Origin of the sequence: Paraburkholderia sp. MM5482-R2, from assembly GCF_050436125.1 — a bacterium.
Lineage (GTDB): Bacteria > Pseudomonadota > Gammaproteobacteria > Burkholderiales > Burkholderiaceae > Paraburkholderia > Paraburkholderia tuberum.
The window spans coordinates 2403863-2423909 of sequence record NZ_JBNDLP010000002.1; the positions used below are offsets into that span (position 1 = coordinate 2403863).

The 20047-nt window shown below is 59.0% G+C and carries 16 protein-coding genes; 2 read left to right on the top strand and 14 right to left on the bottom strand.

The annotated features are described in order from the left end of the window. Position 1: 1 nt before the first annotated feature. On the top strand, positions 2–841 hold the full coding sequence (locus OKW37_RS13950) for an ABC transporter permease (protein ID WP_184043501.1): 840 nt from the start codon (positions 2–4) through the stop codon (positions 839–841). A 145-nt stretch (positions 842–986) separates the two neighbouring features. Continuing rightward, positions 987–1994 carry an MDR family oxidoreductase gene (locus tag OKW37_RS13955; protein ID WP_429408406.1) on the top strand — a complete coding sequence of 336 codons (1008 nt, stop codon included), beginning with the start codon at positions 987–989 and terminating at the stop codon, positions 1992–1994. Positions 1995–2107: 113 nt separating this feature from the next. On the opposite strand, the gene OKW37_RS13960 is transcribed toward OKW37_RS13955, so the two are convergent. From OKW37_RS13960 to OKW37_RS14025, 14 genes are all read right to left on the bottom strand, one after another. Next, positions 2108–3619: a CoA-acylating methylmalonate-semialdehyde dehydrogenase gene (locus OKW37_RS13960; RefSeq protein ID WP_184066426.1), complete on the bottom strand. Its 1512-nt coding sequence runs from the start codon at positions 3617–3619 to the stop codon at positions 2108–2110. Positions 3620–3774: 155 nt separating this feature from the next. Continuing rightward, positions 3775–4932 carry an iron-containing alcohol dehydrogenase gene (locus OKW37_RS13965; protein WP_429405851.1) on the bottom strand — a complete coding sequence of 386 codons (1158 nt, stop codon included), beginning with the start codon at positions 4930–4932 and terminating at the stop codon, positions 3775–3777. Between the two features lie 919 nt (positions 4933–5851). Then, on the bottom strand, positions 5852–6115 hold the full coding sequence (locus tag OKW37_RS13970; RefSeq protein WP_429355578.1) for a hypothetical protein: 264 nt from the start codon (positions 6113–6115) through the stop codon (positions 5852–5854). Between the two features lie 771 nt (positions 6116–6886). Beyond that, positions 6887–8218: an MFS transporter gene (locus tag OKW37_RS13975; RefSeq protein WP_429405849.1), complete on the bottom strand. Its 1332-nt coding sequence runs from the start codon at positions 8216–8218 to the stop codon at positions 6887–6889. Between the two features lie 50 nt (positions 8219–8268). Then, positions 8269–8796, bottom strand: coding sequence for a heme-degrading domain-containing protein (locus tag OKW37_RS13980; RefSeq protein ID WP_429353568.1), 528 nt, complete (start codon positions 8794–8796; stop codon positions 8269–8271). Between the two features lie 47 nt (positions 8797–8843). Then, positions 8844–10016: a dihydrodipicolinate synthase family protein gene (locus tag OKW37_RS13985; protein ID WP_429405847.1), complete on the bottom strand. Its 1173-nt coding sequence runs from the start codon at positions 10014–10016 to the stop codon at positions 8844–8846. Positions 10017–10025: 9 nt separating this feature from the next. After that, positions 10026–11708, bottom strand: a complete 1683-nt coding sequence (locus OKW37_RS13990) for a GMC family oxidoreductase (RefSeq protein ID WP_429405845.1) — start codon at positions 11706–11708, stop codon at positions 10026–10028. 11 nt (positions 11709–11719) lie between these two features. After that, a complete protein-coding gene (locus OKW37_RS13995; RefSeq protein WP_429405843.1) occupies positions 11720–12499 on the bottom strand; it encodes a 3-ketoacyl-ACP reductase in 780 nt (259 codons plus the stop codon). Beyond that, on the bottom strand, positions 12492–14045 hold the full coding sequence (locus OKW37_RS14000; RefSeq protein WP_429405841.1) for an FAD-dependent oxidoreductase: 1554 nt from the start codon (positions 14043–14045) through the stop codon (positions 12492–12494). The genes OKW37_RS13995 and OKW37_RS14000 overlap by 8 nt, the downstream gene beginning before the upstream one ends. Beyond that, positions 14045–15151, bottom strand: coding sequence for an ABC transporter ATP-binding protein (locus OKW37_RS14005; protein ID WP_429405839.1), 1107 nt, complete (start codon positions 15149–15151; stop codon positions 14045–14047). Before OKW37_RS14005 ends, OKW37_RS14000 begins: the two co-directional genes overlap by 1 nt. A gap of 4 nt (positions 15152–15155) precedes the next feature. Continuing rightward, the gene (locus OKW37_RS14010) at positions 15156–16013 is read right to left on the bottom strand and encodes a carbohydrate ABC transporter permease (protein ID WP_429408404.1); all 858 of its coding nucleotides are present in this window, start codon (positions 16011–16013) and stop codon (positions 15156–15158) included. A 101-nt stretch (positions 16014–16114) separates the two neighbouring features. Continuing rightward, positions 16115–17083, bottom strand: coding sequence for a carbohydrate ABC transporter permease (locus tag OKW37_RS14015; protein WP_429405837.1), 969 nt, complete (start codon positions 17081–17083; stop codon positions 16115–16117). Between the two features lie 82 nt (positions 17084–17165). Beyond that, on the bottom strand, positions 17166–18422 hold the full coding sequence (locus OKW37_RS14020; RefSeq protein ID WP_429405835.1) for an ABC transporter substrate-binding protein: 1257 nt from the start codon (positions 18420–18422) through the stop codon (positions 17166–17168). A 92-nt stretch (positions 18423–18514) separates the two neighbouring features. Continuing rightward, complete coding sequence (locus OKW37_RS14025; protein WP_429405833.1) at positions 18515–20041, bottom strand: aldehyde dehydrogenase family protein; 1527 nt, start codon at positions 20039–20041, stop codon at positions 18515–18517. Positions 20042–20047: the final 6 nt, after the last annotated feature.

The following is a 20047-nucleotide window of genomic DNA, read 5'->3' on the forward strand; positions in this document are numbered from 1 at the left end:
CATGAAAACGACCGTATTGCGTTTTGCACCTTATACATCGGCTCCCGAGATCGCGTGGCACTACTTTTTGCGATCGACCAATGTCATGATCCTGCTTTTTCTGGTCTTGCCGATACTGGTGATCATCCCGCTTTCTTTCACGGACAATACATTCCTGGTCTATCCGATACACAAGTTCTCGTTCAAGTGGTACCACAATCTGTTTACGTCCATTGACTGGCTTCGTGCCGGAAAAAACAGCTTCATCGTAACCCCGCTTGCCACGATCCTGGCCACTGTCCTCGGGACGTTGGCCGCGTTGGGCCTCAACAAAGCGACGTTCAAAGGCAAGGGCGCGCTGATCGGCATTTTGATCTCGCCGATGATCGTGCCGGTGATCGTCACTGCCGTCGGGATGTATCTGTTCTTTGCGAAGTGGGGGTTAGCCGGGTCGTACCTGGGTCTGATTTTGGGTCATACCGCTATCGCTGCTCCATTCGTGGTGGTCACTGTCAACGCCACCCTTGCCGGGTTCAACCAGAATTACGTGCGCGCGAGCCTGAGCCTCGGTGCGTCGCCCGTCAGGACGTTCTTCTCCGTCACCCTGCCGATCATTGCGCCGGGCGTTATTTCTGGAGCCCTGTTTGCATTCGCCACGTCGCTCGATGATGTCGTCATCACGATGTTCATCGCGGGTCCGACACAAGGTACATTGCCGTTGCAGATGTTCATCGGCCTCCGGGAAAACATTACGCCGACGATTGCTGCCCTTGCGACAATTCTGATTGTATTTTCGAGCCTGCTTCTGGTGACGATGGAGTGGCTGAGGTCCAGAAGCGCGGCGCGACAGATAGCGACGTGACATTGCTTGCCGCGGCACCTGTCGCCTTATGCCCGTGGAAGCCGTCAGGCATGGCGCAGTGGTACATCCTTGAATGGTTTATGTTGTCCGGATGTATCACTTCGCCATGCCTGACCGCCTGCGTTTACCGTCAAAGAGGTCAAGCATGGCTTTTTCAGCCCTTTATCTGCAGCAGAATGACAGCGGTTTTTCGGCCGGGGTTACCAGCCTCGATGACCGAACCCTCGACGAGCATCCCCTCGCAGCCGGCGAAGTGCTCATTCGTATCGCGCACTCGACGCTTAACTACAAGGACGCGCTAGCGGTCACGAACCGCGGTCCGGTCGTACGCGCCTGGCCAATGGTCGCGGGGATCGATGGCGCCGGCGAGGTGGTGACATCGACAGATTCTCGCTGGAAAGCGGGAGATATTGTCCTCGTCAACGGATGGGGCCTCGGCGAAACACATTGGGGGTGCCTCGCAGAGAAAGCCCGCCTGAAGGCCGACTGGCTGATTGCGGTACCGCCGGGACTATCAACGGCCGAAAGCATGGCAATCGGGACGGCCGGTTACACGGCGATGCTATCCTGCCTTGCGCTGGAACAGGCCGGTGTCAAGCCGGCCGACGGTGAAGTCCTCGTGACGGGCGCGAGCGGCGGTGTGGGCAGCGTGGCAATCTCGCTATTGAGCAGTTGGGGATTTACGGTCGTGGCATCGACGGGCAAGCCGGAGCAGGCGCATTTTCTGAAGCGTATCGGCGCCGCCGATGTGGTCGATCGGGACTCGCTGTCGGCAGCCGGCAAGCCGTTGCAGAAAGAGCGCTGGGCGGCGGTGGTGGATTCTGTCGGCTCGCATACGCTTGCCAACGCATGCGCACAGACGAAATATGGCGGCGCCGTAACGGCATGTGGTCTCGCGCAAGGCATGGAGTTCCCGGCGAACGTTGCGCCTTTCATTCTGCGCGGTATAAAACTGTTGGGCATCGACTCGGTTATGTGTCCGATCGCTCATCGTCAGATAGCGTGGAATCGGCTCGCTGCGGATCTGGATCGAGCAAAGCTCGCCGAACTCACGCACCGGATAGCGTTGCACGACGTGCCGGAGGCAGCCGTGCAAATGATGGATGGAAAGCTGAGCGGTCGCACGGTTGTCGACATTTGCCGCAGCGCATGATGTCGGGCGCTTCCGTTCGGATTTGAAGGTCTGCGACTTCAGGACCGGTAGTGTGCTCTCCCGTGCCGGGATGTGGCAGCACGGGAGCTGTAGCGGGTTTTGCAGTGGAAAGACTACCTCGCCGTCGGCATCGCGAATTCGGCACCTTGCTCGATACTCTCCGGCCAGCGTTGCATGATTGACTTCTGACGCGTATAGAACCGGACGCCTTCTTCGCCATACGCGTGCGTGTCACCGAACAAGCTACGCTTCCAGCCGCCAAATCCGTGCCACGCCATCGGTACCGGAATCGGTACGTTGATGCCAACCATTCCAACCTCAATTCTCCGGCCAAACTCGCGCGCGATGTGTCCATCGCGAGTGTAACAGGCGACGCCATTGCCGAATTCGTGCGCGTTGACCAGGTCGACGGCCTCTGTAAAGTCCTTCGCACGGACGCAGGACAGCACCGGTCCGAAGATTTCCTCTTGATAGATTCGCATCTCGGGCGTGACGTGGTCGAACAACGTGGCACCGGTAAAAAAGCCTTCCTCGTGCCCCGGAACTTTGAGGCCACGTCCATCGACAACCAGCGACGCGCCTTCTTCGACGCCAATCGCGATGTAGTTTTCAATGCGTTCCAGCGCCTGACGTGTGACGATCGGCCCCATCTCGGCGTCGGGCTCCGTGCCGTTCTTTACTATTACGGAGCGTGCTCGATCAGCGAGCCGCGGAATCAGCTTGTCCGCAACGTCGCCTACGAGGACTGCGACCGAGATCGCCATGCACCGTTCACCCGCGGAGCCGTAGCCTGCGCCGACCAAAGCGTCGACGGCTTGATCAATGTCAGCGTCGGGCATCACAACCATGTGATTCTTCGCTCCGCCAAGCGCCTGGATCCGTTTTCCGTGCTTTGCCCCCGTCTCGTAGATGTAGTTGGCAATCGGCGTCGAACCGACGAAACTGATCGCTTTTACGTCAGGATGCTCGAGCAGAGCATCCACGACTATCTTGTCCCCTTGCACGACGTTGAACACTCCGTCAGGCAACCCGGCTTCCTGCAGCAAGCGGGCCATGTAGAGCGACGCTGAGGGATCACGCTCGCTGGGCTTCAGAATGAACGCATTGCCTGCGGCAATCGCGATCGGAAACATCCAGCAAGGAACCATGCACGGAAAGTTGAAAGGCGTGATTCCCGCGACAACGCCGAGTGGTTGGCGGGTCGTCCAGTTGTCGATGTCGGTCGACACCTGTTCCGTATGGTCACCCTTCAGCAATTGCGGAATGCCGCAGGCAAACTCGATCACATCGATGCCCCGTGCCACTTCGCCTTGCGCATCGCTGAACACTTTTCCGTGCTCGGCGGTCATGATCGCTGCCAGTTCGTCCTTGTGCTGGTTCATCAGTTCGAGAAAGCGGCGCATGACGCGCGCGCGACGGATGGGTGGCGTATTACTCCATCCCTGGAACGCCTGTTTCCCCGACGCTACGGCGGCACTTACGTCGGACGCGTCGCCGAGGTGCAGCATGCGTGCCGGAGAACCGGTCGCGGGGTTGAATATCGGCTGCTTTCGAGTGCCGGTGCCTGGCACGCGGCGACCGTTGATGAAGTGAACCACGTCTGCGTCGTCGTTGAAGGGCTGCATTTCATACTCCTTGCTGGGATCGGAACAGGCTCTAAGGGCCACAAAATTGGGCGATGGGAATCGGGTTCTGCTTCCCGATGCCAAGAGTTGTTGTCGCATCTGAATGACCTTCACTTCGATAGCTCAGATGCGGTTTTTTTGAGGGGGGAATTTGCTTACCAGAGACCGCGGTAGAGCTCGACCATTTCCTCGACCGAGGGCACGCGTGGGTTATTGCCAGGCGAGCCGGAGGCCAGAGCCTGCCGTGCCATGGTCGGCATCAAGCTGAAGAAGCGCTCGCGGTCGATACCAAATTGTTCGGGCGTCGGCACCTGAAGGTCATCGTTGATCGACCGCAATTCAGCGAGCAACCTGGCATTGGCGGCCTGCGTACTGTCCTGGCTGTCGGCCACGCCCATGGCGCGAGCGCAATCAGCGTAGCGTTCTTCCGCCGCCGGGATCGAGAACGCGGTCACACTGGGCAGCAGCATGGCGTTGGACAGGCCATGGGGAACGTGGAAAAAAGCGCCGATCGGTCGACTCATGCCGTGTACCAGCGCCACGGACGCAGCGGAAAACGCCACACCGGCGAGCGTCGAACCAAGCATCAGGGCTTCGCGGGCGGCTGTATCCTGGCCGGATCGATAGGCTTTACGCAGATTGGGGGCAATCAAGCGCATGGCCGCCAGGGCCTGACTGTCGCTGTACAGGTTGGCTTTCTGGCTGACGTAGGCTTCGATCGCGTGGGTCAGCGCATCAATACCCGTATCGGCGGTGACGCGCGGCGGCAGGCTGAGGGTCAGGTCGTAGTCGACCAAGGCTGCCACGGGCATGAAGCCGATGCCCACACAGAGCATTTTTTCGTCGTTCTGCTGGTCAGTGATGATCGTGAAACGGGTCACTTCCGAGCCGGTTCCCGCAGTGGTGGGCACCGCGATAATGGGCAACCCAACCTCGGTAACAACGCGCGGAAACTTATAGTCGCGCATTTCTCCACCATGCTTGGCAAGAATGCCAATCGCCTTGGCGCTGTCGATCGGACTGCCGCCGCCCAGTGCAATGATACTGTCGTAGTCTCCTGCGCGAGCCTTCTCCACGCCAGCTCGAATCGAGTCAACCGTGGGCTCGGGGACCGTATCAGCGAAAATTTCGGCTGTCATGCCATTGGCGGCGAGATTTTCCTGAATGCGCCCGGCATAGCCCAGCTGTACCATCATCTTGTCGGTGATGATCAGAGGTCGACTGCAGCCGAGAGTCGCCAGAACCGTGGGAACTGTCCCGCTGGCGTTGGCGCCGACCTGGAGGATGCGCGGCAAAATCACATGGTTAGACATATCGAATCCAGTATGAATGTCGGTTTAAAATAAAAAGCAATCCGGGATCTAATCATTAATTGAAGTCTTCATCTCGATGCCTTGTCTTTCTGATAATTTAGATAACCAGACATCGATATCTTTGCTATTGGGAATGGTGAAACTTGCCGGAGCGGTATGGTTTTCGGTGTTCGTTAATTCCCAGTTAGGCATCACCCTTTCGAGAGGTCCCTGCAGGCGTGCATCGCGATGACCCAATAAATCCAGCGTCATTAACAGAGATAGCGGCAAAGTGATATGCCCATGGCCGGGCCGACCGTGCGTTGCCCGAAGTGAATGGCCCTGACTTCGCAAGCCGATAGTTGATTAAGCTTCCACATGACTCATCGTCTCGTCTCCCGGACCCGCAGATTTGCTGCAATGCAGGTCATCATTGTCGTCGGTAGCCGTCAGCACTGATCAATCGCGTTTCGGCTGCAAGCTGCCGTGGCGGCGCGCTGAGGTTACTGTCGGTTAGAACGAGGAGCGGGTAAAGCAATAAAAAAGCCGATGATGGGTCCGCTTTACTTATGGCTATGGCCGTCGGGGCGAGGTGGAAGGCTATTTTTGCCCGTCCCCGCCGAACTGAGCGATCTGAAGAAGCAGTTACATTGATCTCGTCCACGTCATGTGAGCGGTCGCCGCGCGCGAGAGCGACCTACGGCGGGGACATCTGCGCTGATCCGCCCCGCCGCCCCCGATCGATATTACAAGCAGTTCTTCTCCGCTTCGAACACGATGTCGGTCGCGACGTTCGGCTGGTGCGAGCAGGAATGCTTTACTTGCGTATAGGACTTCAACGCCTGATGCCCTCCAGTGGCGCCACACAGACTGAACGTTCGGCGCTGCAATGGCCGTTGCCAAGCCGGATCTTGAGGCGGGTGCCGCGCCTCACAGCGATCTAGCGCCGCTGTCTCAGCAAGTCGAATTGGCGCTGTTGTCTCAGCGAATTCAGTTCGCGCTGCTGCCTCATCAAATCCAGGTCGCGCTGTTGTTTCAGTAATTGGAGTTGTTCGTTCTGGAGTTCGATCTGTTGCTTCTGCGCTTCCAATTGCGCTCTATAGGCCCCCGTGCTTTGGTCAGCCAGCGCTTCCTGCGGGTAAGTCTGCGCGTAGGCGAGGGAACAGCCAGCCGTCAATGTCGCAGCAACGATAAGTGCTTTCATGATGCCCCCGGGCGGATGCTCTTTTGAGATATTTTAGGCCAGAAAGGTGGGGCATCGGCGGGACCGACGTGGCTGTCGGCGTCGTGCCCGGATCGGTGATTGCGTATGTTGAGCGAGCGGCGTGCGTGGCAACGAGAGGCCGGCATCGACCCTCAAGAGACATTCGACCCAGTGCAAAGGATATGGCGGGTTGCAAACCGGAACGGCCATTCGCGTGGCTTCCTCGCTGGCGAGTTGTCGGCCATAGCCGACGGTCGCCGATCAGCCGCTGAGCGGCGCCTGAAGGTCGCTTCACTGACACTCGCAAACCCGTGTCGGCGAATGTATCCTCTCTCTATCGACGAATGAGTTTTCCCGACCTACTGCCGCCGGTCGAGCCCTCCGAGGTCCAATGGCAGGTATCAAGGGTCGAGCCGTCGCTCGGTATGGCCGCTCACGGACAAAAAGTCGGCCAAGCAGCCATTCGGGGGAGCGAGACACTACGTTATCCAGAACGACTGCTATGGGGAAGGTAGAACTGGAACATCTCCATCCGACCCGTCGACGCCACTCGCGATTCGTCTCTCATTGTCCGCCCTCGCGTCTGAGCCGGACCCTCCGAACTGACTCAACGATTGGTTGGTCGCCGGCGAAAAAGATGGTCGCGCTTTGGCTCTTCATGTGCGAGACAGAAACTGTGAGCGGGGACGCTGAGTTCTGAGCGGCGTTCGTCAACGTTCGTCTTACAGCATGCAACGTGTGTCGACCTGTGCAGAACAGGAAAGCATTAGTTTAGACGTTCATATCAATGCCGCGCGTTTCCGGCGCGAAAAATGTCGCGAGGAACGTGATGCCAGCCAGAATCATGACGTACAGTGCTATCGGCCAATAGGCACCTTGTGACCAACCAATTAGCGTAGCAGCAATGAACGGCGCCACGCCTCCCGATGCGACAGCGGCGAACTCCTTGCTCACTGCGACGCCTGTATATCGGTATCGCGCACTGAAAAGCTCCGGGAAATACGCCCCCTGGATCCCGTACATCCCGAATACGCCAACGCCAATCGCCACAGCCATACTTACGATGATCAACAATGGATCCCTTGTATTGAATAGCCAGAAGGCGGGAAAGGCCCACGCACAGGTAAACAGCGCCGCAAGCCGATACATCAGGCGACGGCCAAACCGATCAGACAACCAGCCTATGAGCGGAATAGTCCCGATGGCCAGGCCCGCTGCAATCGTAATGCCAAGCGTCCCGATCGACTTGTCGACAAGCAATATCTTCGTCAGATAACTGAGCGCGAATACCTGATACAGATACGACGAACCGTTTTCTCCCACGCGAAGCCCGAATGCAACGAGTAGTCGTCGAGGCGACTCGGCGAGTAGGTCCCTGACTGGTCGCTCGCTGGTATGGCCGGACCGCCTGATTTCCTCGAAGACCGGGCTCTCTTTCACGCGCAGACGAATGATGATGCCGATGACGACCACAAGCGCACTGAAGAGGAAGGGAATTCGCCAGCCGTACGACATGAACTCTTGCTTCGGCAAGCGCTGTACAAGCGTGAACATCGCACCCGCAAGCAAAATTCCAAGAATACAGCCGGCGAATGGTAGGGCTGCGTAGAAGCCTCGCCGGGCTGGTGGCGCAAACTCCGACACAATAAGCGAGGCGCCCGCCTGCTCCGCACCCGCGCCGAACCCCTGAAGAAGCCGTAGTGCCACAAGCAGCACGGTTGACCATACCCCTGCTGTGGCATACGTCGGCAACAGCCCGATGAAAAAAGTTGATCCACCCATCAGCAGAACCGTAGCAACAAGCACGACTTTCCGTCCCAGTTTGTCGCCCAGCCATCCGAAGAACAACCCTCCGAAGGGACGGGCAAAGAAGCCCGCCGCGTACGCGCCAAAGATAGCCAGGAGCCCGGCCGCCTTGCTTAGCCCAGGGAAAAACAGGTCAGCAAAAATCAAGGCGGATGCCGTTCCATAAATGCTGAAGTCGTACCACTCCATTGCACTGCCGGCTGTGCTCGCCGCGATCACACGGCGAAGATCCGCTATACCGCTTGTCTCCGCGGCATGCGGGCCGGCAGCCACCAGGCCCATCGTGTCAGTTTTCATAAGGGGGTCTCCTTTACAGTTTTTCTCTCAACAGTCAAGCGTGCGTTGGCTCACTCGATTGCATGCGGGGCAGTCCGCGGATACGACAGCACGCAATCTATATGCGGAATTCCGAGGTGCCAGCACAAAGCTTCGATGACCAGTTCATGATCCTTAACGTGATCCAGTCCGGACACTGACATGGCGCCGACGACACCCACATTGGCCACGCGAAGAGGTACGCCCCCGCCGAACAGCGTGTAGTCCCGCCCGGACAGCCCATGTGATGTCAGCGACCACCCCTCATGCGCGAACATCAGGCCCACCTCAAGAGAACTCCTTCCGAAGTGGAAGACCGTATTCTCCTTGCGGCGAATCCATTGGCCGTTGTCTGCACAGCTTCCTTCCAGCGCGCAATAGAAGAGCGCACTGCGCGGATGAATCACACTTACGGCGACAGGAAGGCTGCGACGGGAGGCGATATTCACAACGATCTCTCCAAGCTTGCGCGCGACTTCCGCGTTGAAAGCAGGCAACATCGTTCGCATCGCCTGTTGATCGAATGTCTCATCCTTCAAACTCAAGGCTCTACTCGGCATCTCACCCTCTCACCGCGCAATCCGGTCCGCAGCCATTGCGATCCAGTTCATTGGACGATTCCTGCCCGCACCTGCAAGAAGGTTTTCATTCGCTGCAGGGCGAGTTCGGGCCTGATCAACACGCCACAGGCGTCCGCTTTCCGGAACACTTCGGCGAAATGCAGCACCGACCGCGCCGACTCCATGCCTCCGGCCATCGAGAAATGGTCCTGATGACCGTTGAGCCACGCGAGGAAGACAACGCCCGCCTTGTAGTACTGTGTCGGCGAACTGAAGAGCTCACGCGCCAGCGCCACCGTGGGTCGCATCGTGTTGTGGTAGGCCGCGATATCGTTTCTGGCCAACTGGCCCAGCGCTTTCGCCGCGACTGGTGCAATCGGATCAAATATGCCCAGTAACGCGTGCGATATGCCCGTGCTATCATCTGCGATCAGATCGCCGTAGTTGAAATCGTCACCGGTATACATCCGCACGCCGTCCGGCAACTGGGCGCGAAGCTCGCGCTCATACTCAGCGTTCAGCAACGAAATCTTGATGCCCTCGATCTTGCCCGCATGCAGGTGGATGATGTCGAGTACAGTTGCCATTGCGGCGCGAACGTCACGACTGCCCCAGTATCCCGCGAGCGAAGCGTCGAATGCTTCGCCGAGCCAGTGAAGCACGACCTTCTTGCGACTCTCGGCAAGTACAGCGTCATACACCTTCTTGTAGTCATCAGGCGATCGGGCTGCGGCGCACAATGCACGACTCGCCATCATGATGGCCCGGCCACCGGACGCTTCCACGACTTCGAATTGCTCCTTGTAGGCCTGGATCACATCCGACAGGCTATGCCGCTGCCGGTCGTCCAGATGATCGGTGCCAGCACCGCAGGCTAGATCCGCTCCTGGGATAGTTCTCGCGTGCGCGATGCTTCGGCGAATGAGTTCAGAGGCCGTCTGCCAGCCCAGACCCATGCCTCTTTGTGCGGTGTCCATGGCTTCGGCGACCTTGAACCCGAGGCCATACAGATAGCTCCGGAATGCGAGCGTCCTGTCCCAATCGATCGCCGGCGCGTCCGACCACGGCTCATAGTCGAGAGCGGGATCAACCACGACATGGGCAGCAGCGTATGCCACGCGATTGAACTCACATTTCGACTCCAGCGTGATGTTCTCCTCCAAGGTCTTCAACGTATACGGATTCAATTCGCCATTACGGGTTGGCAGAAGGATTTTCATGGCTACCTCTCAGAAAGCGGTCGATGTCGGAATCTTGTGAGCACCTCGTTCGGCACGCGCAGTGTCTGGCGCCGGGATGCGGCCGAGGATATGATCGGCTGCCTTCTCCGCGATCATGATCGTCGGTGCATTGGTGTTACACGACGGAATGAGCGGCATCACTGAAGCATCGACAACGCGAAGTCCGTCAATACCAACCACTCGCAAGTCAGGCGTGACTACGCTATGTTCGTCCTCCGGGCGCCCCATCCGGCACGTACCGACCGGATGATGATCAGTCTTCGCGTTGGCACATGCGTAATCAAACAGTTCGTCGTCTGTGCTGACCTTCGCACCCGGCAGGATCTCCGTCTGCACAAACCGCTTCAGCGCTGGCTGATTCATCAATTCACGCGCAAGGCGCAAACCCTTTAGCGCTGCATCGCGGTCTTCGCGCTCCGACCAGTAGTTGGGATCAATCAGCGGCGCTGCCGCCGGATCAGCACTGGCAAGGCGTACGCTGCCGCGCGATTTGGGCCGAAGATATGCGGTATTCAAGGTGACGCCGCCATGGCGAAGTTTCGCCATGCCCGCTTCTATTCCTGAACCCAGGCCGAGATGGAACTGGATGTCGGGCGATCGGGCCTGAGTCGCTGCGACGCCGTCCGCATACCAGAAGCCGCCTGTCTCGAACAGGCTCGACGCAACCGGGCCCTTCTTCAGGAGCAGGTACTGCAGGCCTGCCCACGCTGCATGCCGGAGTTTGTTGTACTTGTCGTAAGTGTGATCGCCTGTACATTCGGCGATGACAAACAGGTCGAGATGATCCTGCAGATTAGAGCCGACGCCCGGCATGTCCTGCACGACGCGTACACCCGTTGACCTCAAATGATCAGCCGGGCCGATGCCTGATTGCATCAGCAGCTTGGGTGATCCAATGGCTCCAGACGACACGATCACTTCGCGCCTCGCTCGCACAACAACTGGCGTGCGGTCGGTTCCACTGACCAGTTCTACGCCGACTGCGCGCCCTCCTTCGACGATCACGCGTAGCGCCTGTGACTGTAACCTGACCGTGAGGTTAGGCCGCCCGAGGATCGGGTCAAGGAACCCGACGGATGCCGATGCGCGCCGTGCGTTGAACTGCGTCAGCTGATAGTAGCCGAGACCTTGCTGTTCAGCGCCGTTGAAGTCCGCGTTAAAAGGCATGCCCATCTCCTGACCCGCCTGAAAGAACGCTTCGCAGATCGGCAGAGGACTGATCGGGTTTGACACTCCTAGCGGACCACCGTAGGCATGGTATTCATTTGCGAAGCGCTGATTGTTCTCGGATCGTTTGAAATAAGGCAGTACATCCCGGTAACTCCAACCCGTTGCGCCACCCATGCTCTCCCATTCGTCGTAGTCGGCCGGCACGCCACGCGTGTAAATCTGCGCGTTGATCGACGAGCCGCCACCGATGACTTTCGCTTGTGTGAAGCGCAAGACACGGTCCTTCAGATGCTTTTGAGGCACGGTATGCCAGCCCCATGAACCGATGCCCTTGGTCATCTTCGCGAAACCAGCGGGCATGTGAAAAAGCGGGTTGCGGTCGCCGCCGCCAGCCTCAAGTAGCAAAACCGTCACGGAAGAATCGGCGCTCAGGCGATTCGCCAGTACGCAACCGGCCGATCCTCCGCCCGTAATAATGTAGTCGTAGCTATCGGTCTTCATGCTGCTCACCTTCAAAAGGCAGAAATCGAGAGGCCACCGTCAATCTGGAGCACGCTGCCTGTGGCAAACTGCAACGCGCCGCCCGCCAGTTGGCCGACCGCCTTCGCGACATCGTCAGCCTCACCCCAACGGTTCATGGGAACGAGCCCCTCCTTGAAACGTGCCTCATACTTCTGCGCAACCCCTGCGGTCATCGGCGTCCGGATAATCCCCGGTCGTACCTCAAAAACCGGGATGCCGGCATGAGCAAGTCGTAGTGCGAACAGCTTTGTCATCATCGGCAAAGCGGACTTCGAGAGGCAATACTCGGCCCGCTCAGGGGACGCCATCGTGGCTGATACCGACGAGACTGTGATAATCGCGCGAGGGCGACCTGACTCTCCGCTCAACATATGGCGAGCAACCGCCTGAGTCATGAAGAAGGTTCCGCGCAGATTCACTCCAAGCACAGTGTCGAACGCCTCAGAAGTCACATCCAGCAGATCACCGCGCGCGGGCGAGCCGATTCCCGCGTTGTTCACCAGGCAATCCAGATCGCCGCACCACGCCAGCACACCTTCGAGCACTCGCGCGTGGGACGCTACATCCTGCAGATTCGCCATAACGAAGAGAGACCGCCGTCCCTGGTCCTCAATCGCCCTTAGCGTCAGAGCGGTATCTTCGTCATCGACCACGTCGGTAATGGCCACGTCATAGCCGCGCGAGGCCAACTCGACAGCGATCGCGCGCCCAATTCCGCGGCGGCCGCCCGTGACGAGCGCTGCGAGAGGTTGCATTGCGTCATCAGGCATGTCGGCCTCCGTCAAAAGCGTGGTCTCCGCTAGCCGTGCGGCTGCGCGTCAGCTCCGAACGAAGGTGTTCGCCGACCCGTAGCGCCTGGGCGGCTACCGTCAGTGCTGGATTGACGGCAGCAGATGATGGGAAAAAGCTCGCATCAACGACGTACAGGTTCTGGTGGTCATACGCCTTGCAGAACGGATCGAGCGGCGCGGCGCCAGCGTCATTGCCGAACCGGACCGTCCCACATTGATGGGACGGCGTGTCCTCGCCAAAGCGTCTGCTGACCACCAGCGGATAGCCCGCGTCCTTGAGCAGACGCTTCGTTTTTTTTACAAAACGTTCATGCGGTTTGAGGTTGGTGCGATTCCACGTCAGCTGGATCTCACCGGACGACGTTAGCTCTACGCGACTATCGGCGCTCGGCAAGTCTTCCGACATCGCGTAAAGGTCGACACTGTGACGGCTTATGTATTCGAGAAGCTTCCTCGGCACGTATGGAAGCGCGCCACGAAGCATCGGTTCGCGGATCTTTCCCAGCATTTGCAGATTGCCCAGCGGCCACCGGTCATGCACGCCGCCAAAGTAGAAGTCGTTGACCGAAAGCGTCTTCGGAAAACGGGTGTCGTTGACCGTCCTCGGGTCGATTGCCAGAATCGCTGTGCAGTTGTGGTTCATGTAGTACCGCCCGACCGCTCCGGACGCGTTCGCAAGCCCATTCGGAAATTTGTCGTTAGCCGAGGCAAGTAGCAGAACGGCGCTATTGATCGCCCCTGCCGACAGCACAAACGTGTCGCCAGTGACCGTAAGCGGACCGTCCCGCGTCTGAACTTCGAGGCTCGAAATTCTTCGCCCTGTCGGGTCGGTCACGAGTCGTGTCGCACGTGCGCCCGTCAGCAGGGACACGCCTCCTTGTTTCAGCGCGGGGCGCAACAGGCACATCTCGGCGTCTCCTTTCGCGTCAATGCGGCAAGGAAAAGCGTCACATGTGCCGCAGCGCACGCACGTGCCGCCGTCGCCGAAATCGACCGAAGCCGGCATAAAGAACGGATGCAGGCCCTGCTGCCGAAGCTTCTCCCGGAGCCTTGCAATCACAGGTTCGTCAGGTATCGGTCCATGACGATAATTGACGGATCTCGGCGGCTCGGTCGGATCCTGACCAGCGGACCCTCTCACACCGAACAGTTCCTCGGCCTGGTCGTAGTATTTTTCGAGGTCCTGGTACTTGATGGGCCAAGCGGGCGACACGCCTTCCTCATGCGCGAGTTCTTCGAAGTCGGCTTCGCGCAGCCGGAACATCGCGGTACCGAAGAACTTCGTATGCCCGCCGACAAAGTAGTACTGGCCAGGGCGATAGCGCTCGCCAGCGCCGTTGAGCCAAGTGTCGCGCGTGCGATACCGGAGCTGGCCGAATACGGCTTCCGCGTCCCAGTTCTGCAGTTCGCGGGGAAGATTGTCGCCCCGCTCGATCACTACGACACTGGCACCCGTACCCGCGAGTTGCAGGGCAATCGCGCTGCCGCCGACGCCCGAACCAACGATGACGACATCGGCATGCATCACGCTATCCTTTCTTCCGTTTGCGCATCGAAGAGGACCAGCTTCGACAGATCGACCCGCAGGTTGCAGTGCTCGCCCGGGCTATGCGGAATGTCGGCACCAAGCCGGGCCGCAACTTCGACCCCGCCCATTTCAAGCGCCGCCAGCGTATCCGGTCCCGTGGGCTCCATGACCAGCACCTTCACCGCTACCTCGCGCACCGCATCCGGGACCCGCGAGGATTCCACACCAATCGCTTCTGGTCGAAGGCCGGCAATCACCTTCTTGCCCGCGTATCGCGCGACCGCCGCGGGCTGGGCCGGCAGATCAAGGCGAACCGCGGCACTGCCCTCGCCCATCGTTAAAACGAGTGTGTCGTTTCGGGTGGAGAGCACTGCCGGAATGAGGTTCATCGACGGCGAGCCCATAAACGTCGCGACAAAGGTATTGGCCGGCGTACTGTAGATCTCGGCTGGCGTGCCGAACTGCTGGATCACGCCCCCCTTCATCACCGCGATCCGGGTCGCGAGTGTCATCGCTTCGATCTGATCGTGAGTCACGTACACGATGGTCGCGCCGAGCCGTTGATGCAGCTTCTTGATTTCGGTGCGCATGTCAACGCGCAGTTTTGCGTCAAGATTGGACAGCGGCTCGTCGAACAGGAAGATTTTCGGGTCCCGCACCAGCGCCCGTCCCATGGCGACACGCTGCCGTTGACCGCCCGAGAGTTGGCCCGGGCGGCGCTTGATCAGGTGCTCGATCTGAAGCAGTCTTGCAGCGTCCGCGACGGCCTTATCCCTCTCCACTTTCGACACCTTGCGCATCTCCAGACCGAAGCTGATGTTCTGGCCGACCGTCATGTTCGGATACAGCGCGTAGCTCTGAAAGACCATCGCGATATCCCGCTCGCTGGGATGCAGGTCGTTCACACGGTCGTTGTCGATCCGGATCTCCCCACCGGAGATAGTGTCGAGTCCCGCGATCAGCGACAGCAGGGTCGATTTTCCGCAACCGGACGGCCCGACAAGTACGAGGAAATCGCCATCGGTCACATCGATGTTGATGTTTTTCAGGATTTCCGTCGGGCCGTACGCCTTGCGGACATTTGAAATATGCAGAGAAGCCATTTCCTTACCCCTTTACCGAACCGGTCATCATGCCGCGCACGAAATAGCGGCCGCCGATCACATAGACCAGAAGAGTGGGCAGCGCGGTAATCACGGCCGCTGCCATCTGAACGTTGTACTCACGCACGCCCGTCGACGTATTCACGATGTTGTTCAGTGCGACCGTAATAGGCGCCGTGCTGCCCGTCGTAAATGAAGCACCGAAGAGGAAGTCGTTCCAGATATTGGTGAACTGCCAGATCACCGTTACAGTGATGATGGCGCCGGAACACGGCAACAGGATGCGCAGGAAGATCCTGAAAAAGCGCGCGCCATCGATCATTGCGGCCTTCACCAGTTCATCGGGAAACGCGACATAGAAGTTACGGAAGTACAAAGTCGTAAAGCACAGACCGTAGACAATGTGCACGAACACGAGACCCGTAATGGACTGGGCCAGCCCGATTTTCCCGAGGAAGGTAGCCATCGGGATCAGCACGATCTGGAAGGGGATGAAGCATCCGAACAGCACGAGCCCAAACAGGATGTTGTCGCCCTTGAATCGCCATTTGGTCAGCACGTACCCGTTGAGCGCGCCAAGGAAGGTAGAAATCGCAACGGCGGAAATGACCATCCGCGTCGAGTTCCAGAAAAACCCCTTCACGCCGGAACAATCGAGGCCAACGCAGGCTTCCCCCCAGGCTTTAAGCCACGGCTCCAGCGTCCATGCATGCGGCAACGCGAGAATGTTTCCGCTGTACACCTCCGAAAGAGGTTTGAACGACGTCAGCATCATTACCGCGAGCGGGATCAGATAGACGACGGCAAAAAGCGCTAGCAGTCCATAGATCACGATCCTCGATACGTAGTTATGCTTACCCATCACCATTTGCGGCGAGTCCCAGCCTTTTTTCAACATGACAATCTCCTGTGTCGATCGGAGTTAGCGCTTCAGCGCTTACTCCGATCCCATGCAAAGCTGGACTAATGCGAGCCGCTGCCGCTGCGTGGGCGAAGCTCTGAATAGAGATACGGAACCATGATCGCGGCGACCGTGCACAGCATCATGACCGCACTCGCCGCCCCCATTCCCAACTCGTTTCGCGTGAAGGTGAATGAGTACATGAACGTTGAGGGCAACTCCGTCGAATAGCCGGGGCCTGCGCCTGTCAAGGCCACCACCAGTTCATAGCTCTTGACCGCGAGGTGAACGAGGATGACGAACGCGGAAACGAAAGCCGGCCGCAGTTGCGGGATGATGATGCGTCGATAGATAGCCGGCATTCTCGCCCCATCGATCGATGCGGCTTTGACCATGTCCTGATCGATACCCCGCAAGCCTGCGAGGAACATCGCCATGACGAAGCCGGACGCCTGCCACACCGCGGCGATGACCACGGTGTAAATGGCCATTCGGTCATCGATGATCCAGTCGAACCTGAAACCGGTCCAACCCCAGTCGTGGAAAAGCTTCGTCAGCCCGAGACCGGGATTCAGTATCCATTTCCAGGCTGTGCCCGTGACGATGAAGGAGATCGCCATCGGATAAAGAAAGATCGCGCGCAGCCCGCCTTCCGCCCTGATGCGCTGGTCGAGAAGAATGGCGAGGCCCAGCCCGATCCCCATGCACAGGACGACATACAGCGATGCATAGATTCCCAGGTTGGTGACCGCAACATGCCAGCGCGGATGTGCCCAGACGCGTCCGTACTGCATCAGGCCGCCCCAGTGCAGATTGGCAAACGCGCGTGAGCGTGTGAACGACAGGACCGTGGTCCAGACGATAAAACCGTAGACGAAGATCAGCGTCGTAATCAACGTGGGCGACAACACAAGCTTTGGCAATACCTGCTCGAACCGGTTTCTGAGGCTTGACCGGCGTTTGTCGTGAAGATGGGATTCGTCCGCCGTACCTCGTGACGAGGTATGAGCGGTCCGGTGTGTAGTGTGCATGGCAACCACCTCTACTTCGGGAGCATCGGGTCTCGCAGGGGCACTCTGGAACACCCCCGTGAGCTCTAGGACGGTGTACGGCCTACTTCGCGTTGTTGACGGCGTCGACCAGCTGTTTCACCGCATCGGCAGATGACTCGTTAGAGTTGAAGAAATGCGTGACGACGTCATAGACCGCGTTCTTCGGCCCATCGGGCATTGCGTGTCCATGCGCGAAGCTGCCTACCATCGTGCCGCTCTTCAGCGCAGTGCGAAGATCAGCCATCGACTTCTGGCCGCACTCGTCGAACCCATCGGACGGCACATCGAGACGCGCTGGAATCGCTCCCTTGATCTGGTTGAATTTCGCCTGCACGCCCTTGTCCATCACCGTCGACGCGAACGCATATTCACCAGGCAGGCTGGCGTCGCCCTTCTTGAACGTCGCAAACTGATCCGTATTGAAGATGAAGTCGCCCTGGGTGCCGGGGTACTGGAAGCACAGGTAGTCGACATTGGCCTTCTTGCCGGCGTTCACGAACTCGCCCTTCGCCCAGTCGCCCATGATCTGCATCGCGGCCTTGCCGTTGATGACCATCGATGTTGCGAGGTTCCAGTCACGACCCGGGAAATTCGGATCGACCATACCGCGCAGCGCGCGCATCTGGTCGAATGCCTTTTCCATCGTCTTTGAGCCGAGCGCGGCAGGGTCAAGATTGACGAGCGCCTGGGTATAGAACTTCGGACCGCCGGCAGACATCACCGCGCTGTCGAAAATCGTCGCTTCCTGCCACGGCTGCCCGCCGTGGGCGAGCGGCGTGTAGCCAGCCTTGCGAATCACGGCGGCATCGGCAACCAGCTGGTCGAACGTCTGCGGCGGAGTCAGATGCAACTGATCGAAGATCTTCTTGTTCGCCCAGATCCAGTTGGTCCGGTGAATGTCGACCGGCACCGCGACCCAATGACCATCGACCTTCGAGAAACGTTGAATCGGACCCGGCACGAGCTTGTCCCATCCTTCTTTTGCCGCGATCGGATCGAGGTTGGCCAGAAAATCCTGCGACGCGTATTCAGGAATGGTAAAGCCGAGCATCTGGATGGCGTCAGGCGGATTGCCGGATGCAACGCGAGCTTTCAGTACCGTGCGCGCTGCTTCACCGCCTCCCCCTGCAATCGGCGCGTCCTTCCAGGCGTATCCGCGCTGCTTCAAACCGTCCTTTAATACCTCCAGCGCTTTGGCTTCGCCGCCCGAGGTCCACCAGTGCATCACTTCGACGGATTTGGTGTCGGCCGCAAACGTCGTGCTGCTGCCACTGACGGCGATGGCTGCCACTAGTGCAAAAAGTGTTTTCCTCAACATGTCTCACTCCAGATGGGTTGCTCTCTCTGATGGAGAGGGTTTTCAGTCTTTTTCCCGGCGGACCCTTCCGCCCGAGGCTTGTTTCTTGCCTGCTATTTCTTCGCCGGCAGCCAAAGGTTCTTGCGTTCTCCGATATGCAGTTGAATTGTCTTCGTCTCCGTATAGTCCTCAACCGCCTGCTTGCCGAGTTCGCGGCCGACGCCGCTCGCCTTGAATCCGCCAAACGGGAGTTCCGGATATCCGTCGAGGAAGGTGTTCACCCAGATCGTCCCTGCGTCGACACCGCGTGCGACCTTCAGGCAAGTATCGATATCGCTGCTCCACACCGCGGCTGACAAGCCGTACGCGGTGTCGTTTGCGATTTCGATGGCATGATCCAGATCGCGGAACGCGATGACACTCAAGACAGGGCCGAAAATTTCCTCTCTAGCGACACCCATGTCTGCCGTGACATTGGTCAGGACAGTCGGCTGCAGATAAAGGCCGTTAGCGCTTACGTAACGCGCGCCGCCAAGACGCACCTTCGCACCTGCCGAGACACCGGTCTCGATATGACCGAGGATGTCGTTCATCTGCTGTTCGCTGACGATCGCGCCTACCTTTGCATCAGGATGAAGCGGGTCGCCGACAGGCACTTCGCGGGCACGCTCGATAACAACAGCGACAAACCGCTCCACGATGGACTCATGCACGAGAACCCGGCTACCGCTGTTGCAGCATTCCCCAGCGTTGAAGTACACGCCGAACACGACCGCGTCGACCATTGCATCCCAGTCGCAGTCCGGGAAAACGATCTGAGGATTCTTGCCGCCCAGTTCCAGGGCGACTTTCTTGAGTTTCTTTGAGGCCACCCCGGCGAGCATCGACCCCACATGGGTCGAACCCGTGAACGAGAGCATGTCGACCCGTGGACTCTCGGCGAGAGGCTGACCGACGCGTGAGCCCTTGCCCGTTACGACATTCGCGACCCCGGCTGGCACGCCTGCCTTTTCAAGGATCTCCATCAACATGACGGTCGTGCCGGACGTCAGTTCGCTGGGCTTGATCACGCATGTGCAGCCCGCTGCCATCGCGAATGGCAGTTTCTGGCACAAAATCCACAGCGGAAAATTCCACGGCGTGATGATGCCGACCACCCCGATCGGCTGACGCAACACCAGTCCAAGCATGTCCTCGCCCAAGGTGTTGTAGGCGTCACCGCTGGTGGTGCGGGCGAGGCTCGCGGCGTATTGCCACAGATCGACGCAACCGGCGACCTCCGCGCGCGCCTGGGTGAGCGGCTTGCCGTTCTCCAGCGATTCGATTAGCGCAAACCGCTCGATCTGGGCCTGGATGCCATCCGCGATCGCCAGCAGCACGCGGGCACGCTCCGCTCCCTTCATCTTCGGCCAGGGGCCGTGGTGAAATGCACGATGGGCCGCATCAATTGCCGCGTCGACGTCCTCGGGCGTCGCCACGGCATAGGTGCTGACCAGCTCGCCGTGAGCCGGACTGAGCCGCTCGACACGTTCGCCGCCACCAGCCTCGCGCCACTGCCCGTCGATGTAGAGGCGACCGTGATACACCTCGAAGTCAGTCTTATGAGACGCCACAAGCAAGGGCGCCAGTTCCGGATTCATGTTTGC